Here is a 14,923-nt window from a genome sequence, read left to right on the forward strand (position 1 = left end):
TGCATGCCCTCTAGTCTTTCCCGTCGTTGGCACCTTCGCCAATTGATCGCTGCCTCCAGCCTTATTCTGCTCGTCGCCTGCGCGGAAAAACCCACCGCCGCCGACGCTCAACCCCTGCCCAAGCTCCAGACCGCACCGGCTGTTGCCCCCGCTGTCGTGCCTCCCGTAGCCGTGGACAATCTCGACATCCAACCGACCCAGACCTTTGCCGAATGGCAGGCGGGCTTTCGCGTTGAAGCCCTGAAGGCTGGCATCACACCTGCCGTCTTCGATAACGCCTTCGCCGGTGTCACACCCGACATGGCGGTGATTCGCGCCGACCGCAGCCAACCCGAGTTTTCTCGCCCGGTGTGGGAATACCTCGACGGCGCCCTGTCGCCGGTACGCGTGCGCAATGGCCAGGCCCTGCTGATCAAATACGCCGACATCCTGCAAAGCATCGAACAGCGTTACGGCGTCGATCGCCAGGCACTGGTGTCGGTGTGGGGCATGGAAAGCAACTTCGGCCAGTTCCAGGGCAACAACTCAGTGATCCGCTCCCTGGCGACCCTGGCCTACGAAGGCCGGCGCCCGGCATTCGCCCAGGCTCAGTTGCTGGCAGCGCTGCAGATCATCCAGCACGGCGACATCCAGGCCGACCAGATGAAAGGCTCCTGGGCCGGCGCCATGGGCCAGACCCAATTTATCCCGACCACCTATAACACTCACGCCGTGGACTTCGATGGCGACGGTCGCCGCGATATCTGGAACAGCCCGGCCGACGCCCTCGCCTCCACCGCGCACTACCTGCAAAGCTCCGGCTGGCAGAAGGGCCAGCCGTGGGGTTTCGAGGTCAAGCAACTGCCGTCGAATTTCGACTACGCATTAGCCGATGGCGGCGTGCGCAAGACCGTCGCCGAGTGGCTGAGCCTGGGCATTCAATTGCCGCCTGGCGCGAGCCTGCCGCCGAACGTCAGCCAGCTCTCTGCTGCACTGCTGCTGCCGGCGGGCTACCGTGGGCCGGCGTTCCTGGTGCTGGATAACTTCCGCGCGATCCTCAAGTACAACAACTCGTCGTCCTACGCCCTGGCGGTTGGGCTGTTGTCGGAACGGTTTGGTGGTGGCGGTGTGATTCGTGGGGATTGGCCGAAGGATGAATTGCCGCTGAGTCGCTCCCAGCGTATCGACCTGCAAACAGCGCTGAGTGCGAAAGGCTATGACGCCGGCAACCCGGACGGGATTATCGGTGCGAATACGCGCAAGGCGATTCGTGCGGCGCAGCAAGCGCTGGGTTGGCCGGCGGATGGGTATCCGACGGTGAAGCTGCTGGAATCGCTGCAGAACCGGTAGAAACGCTTATGGCGACTACCGTCTTCGCGAGCAAGCCCGCTCCCACATTTAACCGTGAACATCCTTTGGAATGCGGTCGAATGTGGGAGCGGGCTTGCTCGCGAAGAGGCCATCACAGGCAACAATTATTTAAAGACCACATCCTGCTCCAACACCAACCGCTGCTCCCCCGCATCCAGGCGCACCAAAGCGCCCATCGGCAAGGTCAGGTTCGGATCACAATGCCCACTGCGCCAGCCGGCCAGCACTGGAATGCGCAACGGCCCAAAGGTCTGCTTGAGCAGTCGCTCCAGCGCGGCACTGTCTACTCCCGCCACATCCCCCACCAGTACACCCGCCACCTGATCCAGCTTGCCCGCCAACCGTAAGTGAGTGAGCAGCCGGTCGATCCGATAGATCGGCTCGTTGACGTCTTCGATCAGCAGGATGATGCCCTCTGCATCGATCTCAAAGGCGGTGCCCATGACTGCCGCGATCATCGACAGGTTGCCCCCCAGCAAGCGCCCACAGGCGATGCCAGGCTCGACAGTGGTCAACGGGTAGGCCACCGGGTGCGCCAGCTCACTGCCAGCGCCCAATTGGCCGCGCAGCAGGCTGAACAGTGATGACTCGGTCGGTTGTTGCTTATCGCCCAACAGGTCGACTTTGAACATCGGCCCGTGGAACGTCACAAAGCCTGCGTAGCGGCTGATGGCCAGGTGCACGGCGGTGAGATCGCTGTACCCCACGAAAGGCTTGGGATTGGCGCGCAACAGGTCGAAGTCCAGGCGATCCAGCAGGCGTGGCGTGCCGTAGCCGCCGCGCAGGCAGAAGATCGCATCGATATCGGGGTCGGCGAAGGCGGCGTGCAGGTCACGCAGGCGGACGTCATCGCTGCCGGCGAGGTAGCCGTCGCTTTCATGGACACCCGGGAAGATGCGCAGCGCGTAGCCACGGGAACGCATCCATTGGTTGGCTTTGTCGACGTCCAGTGCGGTGGGGCCAGCGGGGGCGATCAGGGCGATGGTGCCTTCAGAGCGCAACGCGGGTACGGCGGCCGCGAGTTGAGTGGTCATCCATGTTCTCCCTGGTTATGTCGCAAAACGAACTGTGGGAGCTGGCTTGTGTGGGAGCTGGCTTGCCTGCGATGCCGGCACCTCGGTGTATCTGGTGCACCGAGGTGGTGCTATCGCAGGCAAGCCAGCTCCCACAGAAGCCCGCTCCCACATTGGATCAGCGGTGATACCCAAGTCTGTATTAAGAAACCAGGCTCGCCTTGACCAGCTTGGCCTGCTCGTCAGCGTGGTAAGAGGAGCGCACCAGCGGGCCCGAGGCCACGTTCTTGAAGCCCATCTTGTAACCTTCCTCGGCGAACCAGGCGAAGGTGTCCGGGTGCACGAAACGCTGCACCGGCAAGTGACTGCGGGACGGCTGCAGGTACTGGCCCAGGGTCAGCATGTCGATGTCGTGTTCGCGCATGCGCTTCATGACTTCGATGACTTCCTCGTCGGTCTCGCCCAGGCCCAGCATCAAGCCGGACTTGGTTGGAACGTGAGGCATCATCTGCTTGAACTTCTGCAGCAGGGTCAACGACCACTGGTAGTCCGAACCCGGGCGCGCAGCCTTGTACAGGCGTGGCACGGTTTCCAGGTTGTGGTTGAACACATCCGGCGGCTCGGCGGCGGTGATTTCCAGCGCCACGTCCATACGGCCACGGTAGTCCGGCACCAGGGTTTCGAGCATCACGTTCGGCGACAGCTTGCGGATCTCGCGGATGCAGTCGGCAAAGTGCTGGGCACCGCCGTCACGCAGGTCGTCGCGGTCTACCGAGGTGATCACCACGTACTTGAGACGCAGGTCGGCGATGGCGATGGCCAGGCTTTCCGGCTCGTTGACGTCCAGTGGCTTCGGACGGCCGTGGCCGACGTCGCAGAACGGGCAACGACGGGTGCAGATGTCACCCATGATCATGAAGGTGGCGGTGCCGCCGGAGAAGCACTCGCCCAGGTTCGGGCAGGACGCTTCTTCGCACACGCTGTGCAGCTTGTGCTTACGCAGCAGGGCCTTGATACGGTCGACTTCCGGCGAAACCGGGATGCGCACGCGGATCCAGTCGGGCTTCTTCGGCAGTTCGGTGGTCGGAATGATCTTCACCGGGATGCGTGCAACCTTCTCGGCGCCGCGCAGCTTGACGCCGGCTTCCACCTTGGCACGCGGGGCCGGGGCCGGACGGTCTGTAACGTCCACCGTCGGGATCATGGTTTGCACTGCATCAGTAGTCATAATCAGTCGATTCCGCCCGTAAGGGTCGTCTGCTCAGCATAGTCGAGGTGTTTGACGAGCTGCGCACGCAGCCGGGCACTAACCTCGGCAAATTTAATCGGTGTGGCGTGCTCGCTCAGTTGGGTCATGGCCAGTCCGGCATAGCCGCACGGGTTGATCCGCCGGAACGGCGCCAGGTCCATGTCCACGTTCAGGGCCAGGCCGTGAAAGGAACAACCGTGGCGGATACGCAGCCCCAGGGAGGCGATTTTCGCGCCGTCCACATACACACCCGGGGCATCGGGCTTGGCCGCAGCGGTCACGCCGTAGCTGGCCAGCAGCTCGATCAGGCAGGCCTCCATGCGGGTGACCAGGTCACGCACGCCAAACCCCAGCTTGCGCACATCCAGCAGCAGGTACGCCACCAGTTGGCCGGGCCCATGGTAAGTCACTTGGCCACCTCGGTCGACCTGCACCACCGGAATATCTCCCGGCAGCAGCAGGTGTTCGGCCTTGCCGGCCTGGCCCTGGGTGAACACCGGCGGGTGTTCCACCAGCCAGATCTCATCGGGAGCCGAGGTGCCGCGCTCGTTGGTGAACCGTTGCATGGCGTGCCAGACGGGCTCGTAGTCCATCCGGCCGAGCTCGCGAAAGCCCAGGACATGAGACATCACAACACCATGTGCACGAAGCCAGTGGCCCGCAGTTCGCTGTTGATGTTGTAGAGCTGGTCCTGATCCGTCGCAACGATGTGCAACTGGATCGTGGTGTATTTGCCGGTGGAGCTTTGACGCTCGTCCACGCGGTTGTCGTTGATCGTCGCGTATTTGCGCACGATCTCGAGAATCTTGTCCTTGCGGCCCACGCCGGTATCGCTGATCACCTTGACGGGATAATCCGTCACTGGGAATTCGATCTTCGGCGCCTTTACTTCTACTTCTTTATCGGTCATGGCGTAACGGCCTCGTAAGCGTAAGCCGTGGCGACGGGCAAAGCCCCGTGTCGGATCAACACGGGGCTTTGCAGGTGCACACTATCAGTTGAACAAGCTGTAGAAGAATAGACGGATGCTATCCCACACGCGGCGGAAGATACCACCTTCGTCGACAGCGTCCAGGGCGATCAGGTCGGCGCTGTGCACCACTTTGTCGTCCAGTTTGACTTCAACCTTGCCGATCACGTCGCCCTTGGCGATTGGCGCAACCAGCTGCGGGTTCATGGTCATGCTGGCAGCGAGCTTTTTCAGCTGGCCTTTAGGCATGGTCAGGGTCAGGTCTTCCGCCAGGCCGGCTTTGACCTGGTGGGTTGCGCCCTTCCATACCGGTGCCTGCGCCAGCTCGGTGCCCTTCTGGTAGAAGGTCTGGGTTTCGAAGAAACGGAAACCGTAGGTCAGCAGTTTTTGCGTTTCGGCCGCACGGGCCTGCTCGCTGTTGGTGCCGAAGACCACGGCAATCAGGCGCTGGCCATCACGTACAGCGGACGACACCATGCAGTAGCCGGCTTCTTCGGTGTGGCCGGTTTTCAGACCGTCGACGGTCTTGTCACGCCACAGCAACAGGTTGCGGTTAGGCTGCTTGATGTTGTTCCAGAAGAACTCCTTCTGGGAGTAGATGGCGTAGTGCACCGGGTCGACACGGATGATCGCGCGGGCCAGGATCGCCATGTCGTGAGCCGACGAGTAGTGCTCCGGGTTCGGCAGGCCGGTCGGGTTCATGAAGTGGCTGTTGGTCATGCCCAGGTCGGCCACGGTTTTGTTCATCATGTCGGCGAACGCGTCTTCACTGCCGGCGATGTGCTCGGACAGAGCCACGCTGGCGTCGTTACCCGACTGAATGATGATGCCGTGCAGCAGGTCACTCACCGTCACCTGCGAACCTACCTTGATGAACATCCGCGAACCGCCGGTGCGCCAGGCGTTTTCGCTGACGGTGACCGGGTCGTTCTCGCCGATCTGACCGCGACGGATTTCCAGGGTCGCGATGTAGGCCGTCATCAGTTTGGTCAGGCTGGCAGGGGGCAGGCGCTGGTCACCGTTGTTCTCGACCAGCACGTTGCCGCTGGCGGCATCCATGAGGACCCAGGCCTTGGCGGCCAGTTGCGGGGAAGCCGGCACCATTTCAACCGCCCAGGCGGCCGGGGTGATGATCAGCGAAAGAAGCAGGCACGTGCGTTTGGCTAAGGTGGTGATGTTCATCCGTCTCTCGAAATTGCTTATGGAAACTTGCCCTCGCGGGCAAAACTATTCAGACAGCCCGCTTCCAGACTGTCACGTGTTCGGTTGCCCGCTCACCCCTTGCCCCTGGGTTTTTATTGTTCAACGAGCCAACAACCAAGGTCCGGGCCCGCATGCGCGCCCGAGCCATCAATCCGTCTACTGCTTATTCTGCGGTGACCACACTGGGTTGCCCCAGGTTGGCCAGGCGCACGCTGTTCTGCACTTGTGCAACCTCGCTTGGCGAGCCGATCGGGCCCATGCGCACGCGGTGCAAGGTCTGCTGGTTACGCACGATGGAACTGATGAACACCGGCGCATTGACCATGCCGCTGAGCTTGGACCTTAACAGTTCTGCCGCGTCCGGGTTGGCGAAAGCGCCGACCTGCAGGTATTGCCCACCGGCCATGGAGGCGCCCGGCGCTGCCTGGGGCACGACCACCGTATCCGGCGCGTGCTGCGCCGGTGGTGGGGTCCACTGTTCGATCTTGCCCGCCGACGCCGTCACTTGCGGTTGCGGGGTTTGCGGCTCGTTGAGCATCAACGGCGCCGGCTTGCCACGCTGGGCCCAGTACTGCGCCGGGTCGATACCTTCGACTTTCACGCGCGCCGTGCCGGTTTCGGCGTAACCGAGTTTCTTCGCGGCCGCGTAGGACAAGTCAATGATGCGGTCCGAATAGAACGGCCCACGGTCGTTGACCCGCAGGATCACCGTGCGGTTGTTGTCCAGGTTGGTCACCCGTACATAGCTGGGCAGTGGCAGGGTCTTGTGGGCCGCGCTCATGCCGTACAGGTCATACACTTCGCCGTTGGCGGTGTTCTGGCCATGGAACTTGGTGCCATACCAGGACGCCGTGCCCGACTGGACATAGGTCTTGGAGTCTTGCAGCGGGAAATAGGTCTTGCCCAGCACGGTGTACGGGTTGGCCTTGTAGGCGCCGGTGTGCAGGGTTGGCGTGGCGTCCGGGATCTTCGAGACATCCACGTCCCACCACGGCGCGCCGTCTTTGTGCGCACGGTTGATGTCCAGGCCCGGCTGGGAACGGATGGCCGTACCGCCTGACTTCTGCGCCGGACCACGGCTGGTGGAGCAACTGACGACCAGCAGGGACAACGCGGCGAACGCCACCAGCTTGAGCGGTTGTTTGATCGGCGATACCCGCATTACTTGTTGCCCCGTGCTTGGACCAGCATGTCTGACAGCTGATGCACGGCCATGGCGTACATCACACTGCGGTTATAACGCGTGATTGCGTAGAAATTCTTCAGGCCCATCCAGTATTCCGGGCCGTTTTCGCCTTCAAGGCGGAATGCCGTCACCGGCATGTCATCGCGTGGCGCATTCTGACTCGACCAGCCCAGCGCCCGCAACTCCCCGACCGTCTTGGCCGGCTCGATGCCCTGGGTCAGGCCTTCGTCGGCGCGCTCCCCGGACACCTCGGCGCGAATCACCACCGGTTCACCGGCCACCCAGCCATGGCGCTTGAAGTAGCTGGCCACGCTGCCAATGGCGTCGTCGGGGTTGCTCCAGATATTGATGTGGCCGTCACCGTCAAAGTCCACGGCATAGGCACGGAAGCTGCTCGGCATGAACTGCGGCAAGCCCATCGCCCCGGCGTAGGAACCCTTGAGGGTCAGCGGGTCGACCTGTTCTTCGCGGGCCAGCAGCAGGAATTCACGCAGTTCCTTGCGGAAAAACTCGGCACGCGGCGGGTAATCGAAGCCCAGGGTCGACAGGGCGTCGATCACCCGGTAGCTGCCAGTGTTGCGCCCGTAGAAGGTTTCGATACCGATGATGGCGACGATGACCTGGGCCGGCACGCCGTATTCCTGCTCGGCGCGGGCCAGCACGGCTTCGTGCTGGCGCCAGAAGTCCACACCCCGCGCCACACGGGCGTCGGTGAGGAACATCGGGCGGTATTCTTTCCACTGCTTGACCCGCTCGGCGGGGCGTGAGATGGCGTCGAGAATCGCCTGCTTCTTCTGGGCTTCACGGAACACGCCCATCAGCTGCTCACCGGCAAAACCGTAGTCGCGGGTCATTTCACCGACAAATTCGGCGACCTGAGGTGAGCCGTCGTAGTCACCGGCCTGCGCCTCTTGCGTCGCGCCCAGCAGCCCGATCAGGCCCATCCAGGACGCATGCCGAGTCGCCCAGCCGCGCATTACTTGCATTGACATCTTCACCTTATTCAAACCTGTGCGATCCATTTGCGATGCGTATGAATCGACATCAAAACCCCAAACGCTGACAGCAATGTCACCAGCGAAGTTCCGCCGTAGCTAATGAATGGCAACGGCACCCCAACCACCGGCAGCAGGCCACTGACCATACCGATGTTGACGAAAACATAAACAAAAAAGGTCATGGTCAGGCTGCCCGCCAGCAACTTGCCGAACAGCGTCTGCGCCTGGGCGGTGATCACCAGCCCGCGACCGATCAGTAGCAAATAAATCAACAGCAACGCGCAAATGCCCACCAGGCCGAACTCTTCGCCCATCACCGCAATGATGAAGTCGGTGTGGCTTTCCGGCAGGAAGTCCAGGTGCGACTGGGTACCCAGCAGCCAGCCTTTACCAAATACGCCGCCGGAACCGATCGCCGCCTTCGACTGGATGATGTTCCAGCCGGTGCCCAGCGGGTCGCTCTCCGGGTCGAGGAACGTGAGGATCCGTTGCTTCTGGTAGTCGTGCATAAAGAAGAACCACATCGCCACGGCCACTGGCACGGCGGCGGCCAGCACGCTGAGGATCCAGCGCCAGCGCAAACCGCCCATGAACAGCACGAACGCGCCGCCCGCGAGGATCAGCAAAGAAGTCCCGAGGTCCGGCTGGCGCACGATCAGAATGAACGGCACGCCGATCAGGATCAGGCTGATGCCCACGTGCTTGAGCTGTGGCGGCAAGGTGCGCTTGGACAGGTACCAGGCGATAGTCGCCGGCATTAAAATCTTCATGAATTCCGACGGCTGGAAGCGAATCACCCCCGGGATGTTGATCCAGCGGGTCGCACCCATGGCGTTGTGGCCCATCACGTCCACCACCACCAGCAGCAACACGCCGGCCACGTAGCCCAGCGGCACCCAGCGCGCCATGAAACGCGGCTCCAGCTGGGCGATCACCACCATCGACAACAGGCCCAGGCCGAACGACGACGCTTGCTTGATCAGCAGGTCCCAGTTCTTGCCGCTGGCCGAATACAGCACGAACAGGCTGCCGGCCGCCAGGGTCAGCAGCAGGATCAGCAACGGGCCATCAATGTGCATGCGCTGCAGCAGCGTCGCACGGCGACGCATCACGTCCTCGCTGGAGAGGATGCGGTCAAAATTACTCTTCACGGGCCGTAACCTCGGTGCTTGAAGGGGGGCCGCCATATTCGGGTTTGAGCCTGCCGTCGTCGGCCAACAGCCAGGCGTCCATCACTTGACGCACCACAGGCGCCGCGACGCCAGAGCCGGACTCGCCGTTCTCGACCATCACCGCCACCACGATCTTCGGATCGTCGGCCGGCGCGAAGCCGACAAACAAGGCGTGGTCACGGTGGCGCTCCTGAACCTTGGAGCGGTCATATTTCTCGCCTTGCTTGATCGCGACCACCTGGGCCGTACCACTCTTGCCGGCAATACGGTATTGCGCACCGACGGCCGCCTTGCGCGCGGTGCCCCGGGCGCCGTGCATCACCTGCTGCATGCCGTGGTTGACCTTGGTCCAGTCGGACGGGTCACGCAGCACGATGTCGGCAATCGGGTTCTCGTCCACCGGCTTCTCGCCTTCGATGGTCTTGGCCAGGTGCGGGCGGTTCCAGATGCCCTTGTTCGCCACCAGCGCTGTGGCCTGAGCCAGTTGCAACGGCGTGGCCTGCATGTAGCCCTGGCCGATCCCGAGGATCAGGGTTTCACCCGGGAACCACGCCTGGCGGCGGGTCGCCCGTTTCCATTCCCGTGACGGCATCAAGCCAGGTGATTCTTCGAACATGTCCAGGGAGACTTTCTGGCCGAGGCCGAACTTGCCCATGTAGGCAGACAGGCGATCGATCCCCAGCTTGTGGGCCAGGTCGTAAAAATAGGTGTCGTTGGAGCGCATGATCGCGGTGTCCAGGTCGACATAGCCGTCACCGGTGCGGTTCCAGTTACGGTATTTGTGGTCGTAGTTGGGCAGCATGTAATAGCCCGGGTCGAACACCCGACTGGACGCCGTGACCACGCCCGCATCCAGGCCGGCAATCGCCACCGCAGGCTTGATCGTCGAGCCAGGCGGGTACAGGCCGCGCAGTACGCGGTTGAACAGCGGCCGGTCGATGGAATCACGCAGCTCGGCGTACGCCTTGAAGCTGATGCCGGTCACGAACAGGTTGGGGTCGAAACTCGGCTGGCTGACCATGGCCAATACTTCACCCGTGGTCGGGTCCAGCGCCACTACCGCACCCCGCCGACCACCCAGGGCCATTTCCGCGGCTTCCTGCAGCTTGATGTCCAGGCTCAGCACGATGTCCTTGCCCGGCACCGGGTCGGTGCGCTTGAGCACACGCAGCACGCGGCCACGGGCGTTGGTCTCGACTTCTTCGTAACCCACCTGGCCGTGCAGCTCGGGCTCGTAGAAGCGCTCGATGCCGGTCTTGCCGATATGGTGGGTGCCGCTGTAGTTGACCGGGTCGAGGGTCTTCAGCTCTTTCTCGTTGATCCGCCCCATGTAGCCGACGGAGTGGGCAAAGTGCGGCCCTTGCGGGTAATGCCGCACCAACTGCGCCACCACCTCAACACCGGGCAGGCGGAACTGGTTCACCGCGATGCGCGCGATCTGCTCTTCAGTCAGCTCAAACAGGATCGGCACCGGCTCGAACGGCCGGCGCCCCTGTTTCATGCGCTTCTCGAAGATCACCCGGTCTTCCGGCGTCAGTTGCAGCACCTCGACGATCACATCGAGGATCTGCTGCCAGTCGCCGGATCGCTCGCGGGTCATGCTCAGGCTGAAGCTGGGCCGGTTGTCCGCGACCACCACGCCATTGCGGTCGAAGATCAGCCCGCGCGTCGGCGGAATCGGCTGCACGTGCACCCGATTGTTCTCCGACAGCGTGGAGTGATAGTCGTACTGGATCACCTGCAGGAAATACAGGCGCGCAATCAGCACGCCCAATAAGGCCACCACCAGGATTGCGCCAAACACCACGCGCGCGCGTACAAGACGTGCGTCTTTCTCGTGGTCCTTGATGCGGATCGGCTGGGTCATCGGGAGGGGCGCAGATTATTTGTGATAAGGGTGCCCGGACAGAACTGTCCAGGCGCGATACAGCTGTTCACCGATCAGGATGCGTACCAGCGGGTGCGGCAGCGTGAGCGCCGACAGCGACCAGCGCTGGTCCGCCCGCGCACAGACTTCCGGCGCCAGCCCTTCGGGGCCGCCGACCATGAAGTTGACCGTGCGCGAGTCCAGGCGCCAGCGGTCCAGTTCCACCGCCAACTGCTCGGTGCTCCAGGGTTTGCCGTGCACTTCTAGGGTGACGATGCGCTCGTTGGGGCCGACCTTGGCCAACATGGCTTCGCCTTCCTGACGGATAAAGCGCGCCACATCGGCATTCTTGCCCCGGGTGTTGAGCGGTATCTCTACCAGTTCAAGAGACAGCTCAGCGGGCAGACGCTTGGCGTACTCGTGCCAGCCTTCTTCCACCCACTTGGGCATGCGTGAACCGACAGCAATCAGACGCAGGCGCACAGCCGTTCCTTATTCCTGGTCTTTGTTCAGCTTGTCGAAGTGCGCGTGGCCCACTTCCGGGCTGTGGTGCTTGCCATCGGCGGCACGGCTCTGCTCGGCGCCTTTCCACAGACGCTCCAGGTCGTAGAACTGGCGAGCGTTGGAAGTCATCATGTGAACGATCACGTCGTCCATGTCCAGCAGCACCCAGTCGCTGTCGCCCTTGCCTTCTTCACCCAGCGGCTTGACGCCTTGGGCTTTGACGGCTTCGCGGACTTTGTCGAGCATCGCGCCGATCTGACGGTTCGAGGTACCGGTGGCGATGATCATGTAGTCGGTGATGCTCTGCTTGTCGCGCACGTCCAGCACCTGGATGTCCTGGGCTTTCACGTCTTCCAGGGCAGCCACGGCCACTTTTACCAGCTCTTCGCCCGCCAGCTCAGGGCCGGTGTGGGCTTCAACTGGCAGCGGGGCGCTTTTGAACGTGCCTTTGCGCTTAACTTTGCTTACGTCTTTGTTCGTCATATAAAACTCGTTTTGCTCGTATGTTCGGGCGCTCGCTGTACGACTGTACGTACGTTCAAGCGCGCCTTTTCAGTTCGACGCACGGTAAAGCCCGTGCGCATCGATGTAGGCCAGGACCGCGTCAGGCACCAGGAAACGTACCGACTTCCCGCTGGCCAGCAGTTGACGGATCTGGGTGGCGGACACCGCAAGCGGGGTCTGCCAGACGAATGCAATATTCCCGTTCGGCCCGGTCAGGGCCAAGGGGTCACTTACCGACCGCGCGGCCAGCAGGTTGCGCAAGGCATCCGGCGGTTCGCTGTCGGCATCCGGGCGTTGCAAAACCAGGATGTGGCAATGCTGGAGGAGTTCCTCCCAGCGATGCCAAGAGGGCAGGCCGCAAAATGCGTCCCAGCCCAAAAGCAGAAACAACTGGTCATCCGCGGCCATTTCAGCGCGCATCACTTCCAGGGTATCGACAGTGTAGGACGGTTTATCACGCTTGAGCTCGTGGTCGTCCACCACCAACGGCGCAATGCCGTCCACTGCCAGGCGCACCATTTCCAGGCGCTGCTGCGGCGACACCTGCGGGGTATCGCGGTGCGGTGGCCGGGCGTTGGGCATCACCCGCAACTCATCCAGCGCGAGGGCATCCGCGACTTCCAGGGCACTGCGCAAATGGCCAATGTGCACGGGGTCGAAAGTACCGCCGAGCAGCCCGATGCGTTTACCCATCAAGTGCGCACATGACCGTCGCCGAACACCACGTACTTCTCGCTGGTCAGGCCTTCCAGACCCACCGGGCCGCGTGCGTGCAGCTTGTCGGTGGAGATACCGATCTCCGCCCCCAGGCCGTACTCGAAGCCGTCGGCAAAGCGCGTCGAGGCGTTGATCATCACCGAGGCAGAATCCACTTCGTTGAGGAAACGCCGGGCATCGCTGAAATGCTCGGAAACAATGGCGTCGGTGTGCTTGGAGCCGTAGGTGTTGATGTGTTCGATGGCCTCGACCAGGTCGTCGACAATCTTGATCGACAGGATCGGCGCCGTGTATTCGGTGTACCAGTCCAGTTCGGTGGCTTCGATCACGTCCGCGCCCAACAGCGCACGGGTGCGCTCACAGCCGCGCAGCTCCACGCCCTTGTCGCGGTAGATAGCCGCCAATGGAGGCAACACGCGCTCGGCAATGCCGGCGTGCACCAGCAGGGTTTCCATGGTGTTGCACGGGGCGTAGCGGTGAGTCTTGGCGTTGTCGGCGATGCGGATGGCCTTGTCGATATCGGCAGCGATGTCGATATACACGTGGCACACGCCGTCCAGGTGCTTGATCACCGGCACCTTGGCATCACGGCTGACGCGCTCGATCAGGCTCTTGCCACCGCGCGGCACGATCACGTCGACGAATTCCGGCATGGTGATCAGCGCGCCAACGGCGGCACGGTCAGTGGTCTCGACCACTTGCACCACTTCGGCCGGCAGTTCGGCCACGGCCAGGCCCTGCTGGATGCACGCGGCAATGGCACGGTTGGAATTAATGGCTTCGGAACCGCCACGCAGGATGGTGGCGTTGCCGGACTTGAGGCACAGGCTCGCGGCGTCGATGGTCACGTTCGGGCGCGACTCATAAATGATGCCGATCACACCCAGCGGCACGCGCATCTTGCCGACCTGGATGCCAGACGGCAGGTAACGCATATCACGGATTTCACCGATGGGGTCAGGCAGCTTGGCCACCTGACGCAGGCCTTCGATCATGTCGTCGATTCGTGCCGGGGTCAGCGCCAGGCGGTCCAGCAGGGCTGGCTCGAGGCCATTGGCGCGGCCGTTGGCCAGGTCTTGCTCGTTGGCGGCGGTGAGCTCGGAGCGCGAAGCATCCAGAGCGTCGGCGGCGGCCAGCAGGGCGCGGTTCTTCTGCGCGGTGCTCGCACGGGCGATCAACCGCGAGGCCTGACGGGCAGCGCGACCCAGGCGGGTCATGTAGTCAAGAACGGACTCAGTCATGGTCAGGGAGTCTTGGCAGGGAGGAAAGCGGCAGATTATAGCTGTGACGCCGCTCGACTGACAGCGGTGAGGGGCGGATGGTCGAAATGAACTGTAAAAACCTGGGCTTCAGCGGTAATTAAGGTGGGAGTTGTTATGATTCCGTCACATTTAGCCGTATTAACCCCAGACCGCCATGTCCAGTTTTACCCCCCGACTGCCCGCCAGCGCCCTGCCCGATAGCTTCTTCGACCGCGACGCGCAATTGCTCGCCCGGGATCTGCTCGGAAAAATCGTCCGCCATCGCGTAGGCGATCTCTGGCTTTCGGCGAGAATTATTGAAACCGAAGCGTATTACCTGGCCGAAAAAGGCAGCCACGCCTCCCTCGGCTACACAGAAAAGCGTAAGGCTTTGTTTCTGGATGGCGGTCACATCTATATGTACTACGCCCGCGGCGGCGATTCGCTGAACTTCAGCGCCCAGGGCCCGGGCAACGCCGTGCTGATCAAGTCGGCGTATCCGTGGGTCGATGAAACGTCCGGCCCGGCCAGTTTGGCGCAGATGCTGCTGAACAACCCCGATGCCAACGGCAGCCCGCGCCCGTCGCAAAAGCTGTGTGCCGGCCAGACGCTGCTGTGCAAGGCGCTGGGTTTGAAAGTGCCAATGTGGGACGCCAAGCGCTTCGACCAGGAGTTGCTCTACGTTGAAGACGTGGGCCAGACCCCGAGCCAGATCATCCAGACCACCCGCCTCGGTATTCCGAGCGGGCGCGATGAACAGCTGATGTACCGCTTCGTCGATGCTGGCTACGCGCCTTATTGCACCCGGAACCCGCTGCGCCGGGGCCAGGTCGAAGGCCGCGACTACTTTTTAATTTGATCACACGACCCGTAGGAGCCCGGCTTGCCGGCGATGGCGATATCACGGACGCCATCGCCGGCAAGCCGGGCTCCTACAGGGTGTACAACC

General features: G+C 62.5%; 15 protein-coding genes. 2 read left to right on the top strand and 13 right to left on the bottom strand.

All coding sequences use genetic code 11. The features are described 5' to 3' along the window. Positions 1–3 precede the first annotated feature (3 nt). Positions 4–1,329, top strand: a complete 1,326-nt coding sequence (locus HX792_RS24680; RefSeq protein WP_176998527.1) for a lytic murein transglycosylase — start codon at positions 4–6, stop codon at positions 1,327–1,329. 125 nt (positions 1,330–1,454) lie between these two features. On the opposite strand, the gene HX792_RS24685 is transcribed toward HX792_RS24680, so the two are convergent. The 13 genes from HX792_RS24685 to HX792_RS24745 form a co-directional block, all read right to left on the bottom strand. Continuing rightward, complete coding sequence (locus tag HX792_RS24685; protein WP_176998528.1) at positions 1,455–2,384, bottom strand: LD-carboxypeptidase; 930 nt, start codon at positions 2,382–2,384, stop codon at positions 1,455–1,457. 181 nt (positions 2,385–2,565) lie between these two features. After that, positions 2,566–3,567: a lipoyl synthase gene (gene lipA / locus HX792_RS24690; RefSeq protein WP_176998559.1), complete on the bottom strand. Its 1,002-nt coding sequence runs from the start codon at positions 3,565–3,567 to the stop codon at positions 2,566–2,568. Between the two features lie 26 nt (positions 3,568–3,593). Next, positions 3,594–4,241 carry a lipoyl(octanoyl) transferase LipB gene (lipB, locus tag HX792_RS24695; RefSeq protein WP_176998529.1) on the bottom strand — a complete coding sequence of 216 codons (648 nt, stop codon included), beginning with the start codon at positions 4,239–4,241 and terminating at the stop codon, positions 3,594–3,596. Further along, complete coding sequence (locus HX792_RS24700; protein WP_025858241.1) at positions 4,241–4,522, bottom strand: DUF493 domain-containing protein; 282 nt, start codon at positions 4,520–4,522, stop codon at positions 4,241–4,243. The genes lipB and HX792_RS24700 overlap by 1 nt, the downstream gene beginning before the upstream one ends. An 84-nt stretch (positions 4,523–4,606) precedes the next feature. Beyond that, entirely contained in the window at positions 4,607–5,764 is a 1,158-nt protein-coding gene (locus HX792_RS24705) for a D-alanyl-D-alanine carboxypeptidase family protein (protein ID WP_176998530.1), read from the bottom strand. A 184-nt stretch (positions 5,765–5,948) separates the two neighbouring features. Beyond that, positions 5,949–6,947, bottom strand: coding sequence for a septal ring lytic transglycosylase RlpA family protein (locus tag HX792_RS24710; RefSeq protein ID WP_176998531.1), 999 nt, complete (start codon positions 6,945–6,947; stop codon positions 5,949–5,951). Further along, positions 6,947–7,957: a lytic murein transglycosylase B gene (gene mltB, locus HX792_RS24715; protein ID WP_176998532.1), complete on the bottom strand. Its 1,011-nt coding sequence runs from the start codon at positions 7,955–7,957 to the stop codon at positions 6,947–6,949. Before mltB ends, HX792_RS24710 begins: the two co-directional genes overlap by 1 nt. Before the next feature lie 17 nt (positions 7,958–7,974). Then, positions 7,975–9,078: a rod shape-determining protein RodA gene (rodA, locus tag HX792_RS24720; protein ID WP_050442794.1), complete on the bottom strand. Its 1,104-nt coding sequence runs from the start codon at positions 9,076–9,078 to the stop codon at positions 7,975–7,977. A 31-nt stretch (positions 9,079–9,109) separates the two neighbouring features. Then, positions 9,110–11,008, bottom strand: a complete 1,899-nt coding sequence (mrdA, locus tag HX792_RS24725; RefSeq protein WP_176998533.1) for a penicillin-binding protein 2 — start codon at positions 11,006–11,008, stop codon at positions 9,110–9,112. A gap of 15 nt (positions 11,009–11,023) precedes the next feature. Next, a complete protein-coding gene (rlmH, locus tag HX792_RS24730; protein WP_003176297.1) occupies positions 11,024–11,491 on the bottom strand; it encodes a 23S rRNA (pseudouridine(1915)-N(3))-methyltransferase RlmH in 468 nt (155 codons plus the stop codon). Between the two features lie 9 nt (positions 11,492–11,500). Next, positions 11,501–11,995 carry a ribosome silencing factor gene (gene rsfS, locus HX792_RS24735; RefSeq protein WP_010206793.1) on the bottom strand — a complete coding sequence of 165 codons (495 nt, stop codon included), beginning with the start codon at positions 11,993–11,995 and terminating at the stop codon, positions 11,501–11,503. Positions 11,996–12,064: 69 nt separating this feature from the next. Next, entirely contained in the window at positions 12,065–12,709 is a 645-nt protein-coding gene (nadD, locus tag HX792_RS24740; protein WP_176998534.1) for a nicotinate-nucleotide adenylyltransferase, read from the bottom strand. Further along, entirely contained in the window at positions 12,709–13,974 is a 1,266-nt protein-coding gene (locus tag HX792_RS24745; RefSeq protein ID WP_176998535.1) for a glutamate-5-semialdehyde dehydrogenase, read from the bottom strand. Before HX792_RS24745 ends, nadD begins: the two co-directional genes overlap by 1 nt. Before the next feature lie 175 nt (positions 13,975–14,149). On the opposite strand from HX792_RS24745, the gene HX792_RS24750 reads away from it, so the two are divergent. Further along, complete coding sequence (locus HX792_RS24750) at positions 14,150–14,833, top strand: DNA-3-methyladenine glycosylase (protein WP_176998536.1); 684 nt, start codon at positions 14,150–14,152, stop codon at positions 14,831–14,833. Positions 14,834–14,923: the final 90 nt, after the last annotated feature.

The organism is Pseudomonas sp. B6002 (genome assembly GCF_013385985.1).
Taxonomy (GTDB): domain Bacteria; phylum Pseudomonadota; class Gammaproteobacteria; order Pseudomonadales; family Pseudomonadaceae; genus Aquipseudomonas.

Coding starts and splice junctions, on each gene's coding strand:
- mltB (WP_176998532.1), bottom strand. CDS start 7,957: ATGCAAGTAATGCGCGGCTGGGCGACTCGGCATGCGTCCTGGATGGGC.
- rsfS (WP_010206793.1), bottom strand. CDS start 11,995: ATGACGAACAAAGACGTAAGCAAAGTTAAGCGCAAAGGCACGTTCAAA.
- HX792_RS24745 (WP_176998535.1), bottom strand. CDS start 13,974: ATGACTGAGTCCGTTCTTGACTACATGACCCGCCTGGGTCGCGCTGCC.
- HX792_RS24710 (WP_176998531.1), bottom strand. CDS start 6,947: ATGCGGGTATCGCCGATCAAACAACCGCTCAAGCTGGTGGCGTTCGCC.
- HX792_RS24685 (WP_176998528.1), bottom strand. CDS start 2,384: ATGACCACTCAACTCGCGGCCGCCGTACCCGCGTTGCGCTCTGAAGGC.
- rodA (WP_050442794.1), bottom strand. CDS start 9,078: ATGCGTCGCCGTGCGACGCTGCTGCAGCGCATGCACATTGATGGCCCG.
- HX792_RS24750 (WP_176998536.1), top strand. CDS start 14,150: ATGTCCAGTTTTACCCCCCGACTGCCCGCCAGCGCCCTGCCCGATAGC.
- nadD (WP_176998534.1), bottom strand. CDS start 12,709: ATGGGTAAACGCATCGGGCTGCTCGGCGGTACTTTCGACCCCGTGCAC.
- lipB (WP_176998529.1), bottom strand. CDS start 4,241: ATGTCTCATGTCCTGGGCTTTCGCGAGCTCGGCCGGATGGACTACGAG.
- HX792_RS24680 (WP_176998527.1), top strand. CDS start 4: ATGCCCTCTAGTCTTTCCCGTCGTTGGCACCTTCGCCAATTGATCGCT.
- HX792_RS24705 (WP_176998530.1), bottom strand. CDS start 5,764: ATGAACATCACCACCTTAGCCAAACGCACGTGCCTGCTTCTTTCGCTG.
- mrdA (WP_176998533.1), bottom strand. CDS start 11,008: ATGACCCAGCCGATCCGCATCAAGGACCACGAGAAAGACGCACGTCTT.
- HX792_RS24700 (WP_025858241.1), bottom strand. CDS start 4,522: ATGACCGATAAAGAAGTAGAAGTAAAGGCGCCGAAGATCGAATTCCCA.
- lipA (WP_176998559.1), bottom strand. CDS start 3,567: ATGATCCCGACGGTGGACGTTACAGACCGTCCGGCCCCGGCCCCGCGT.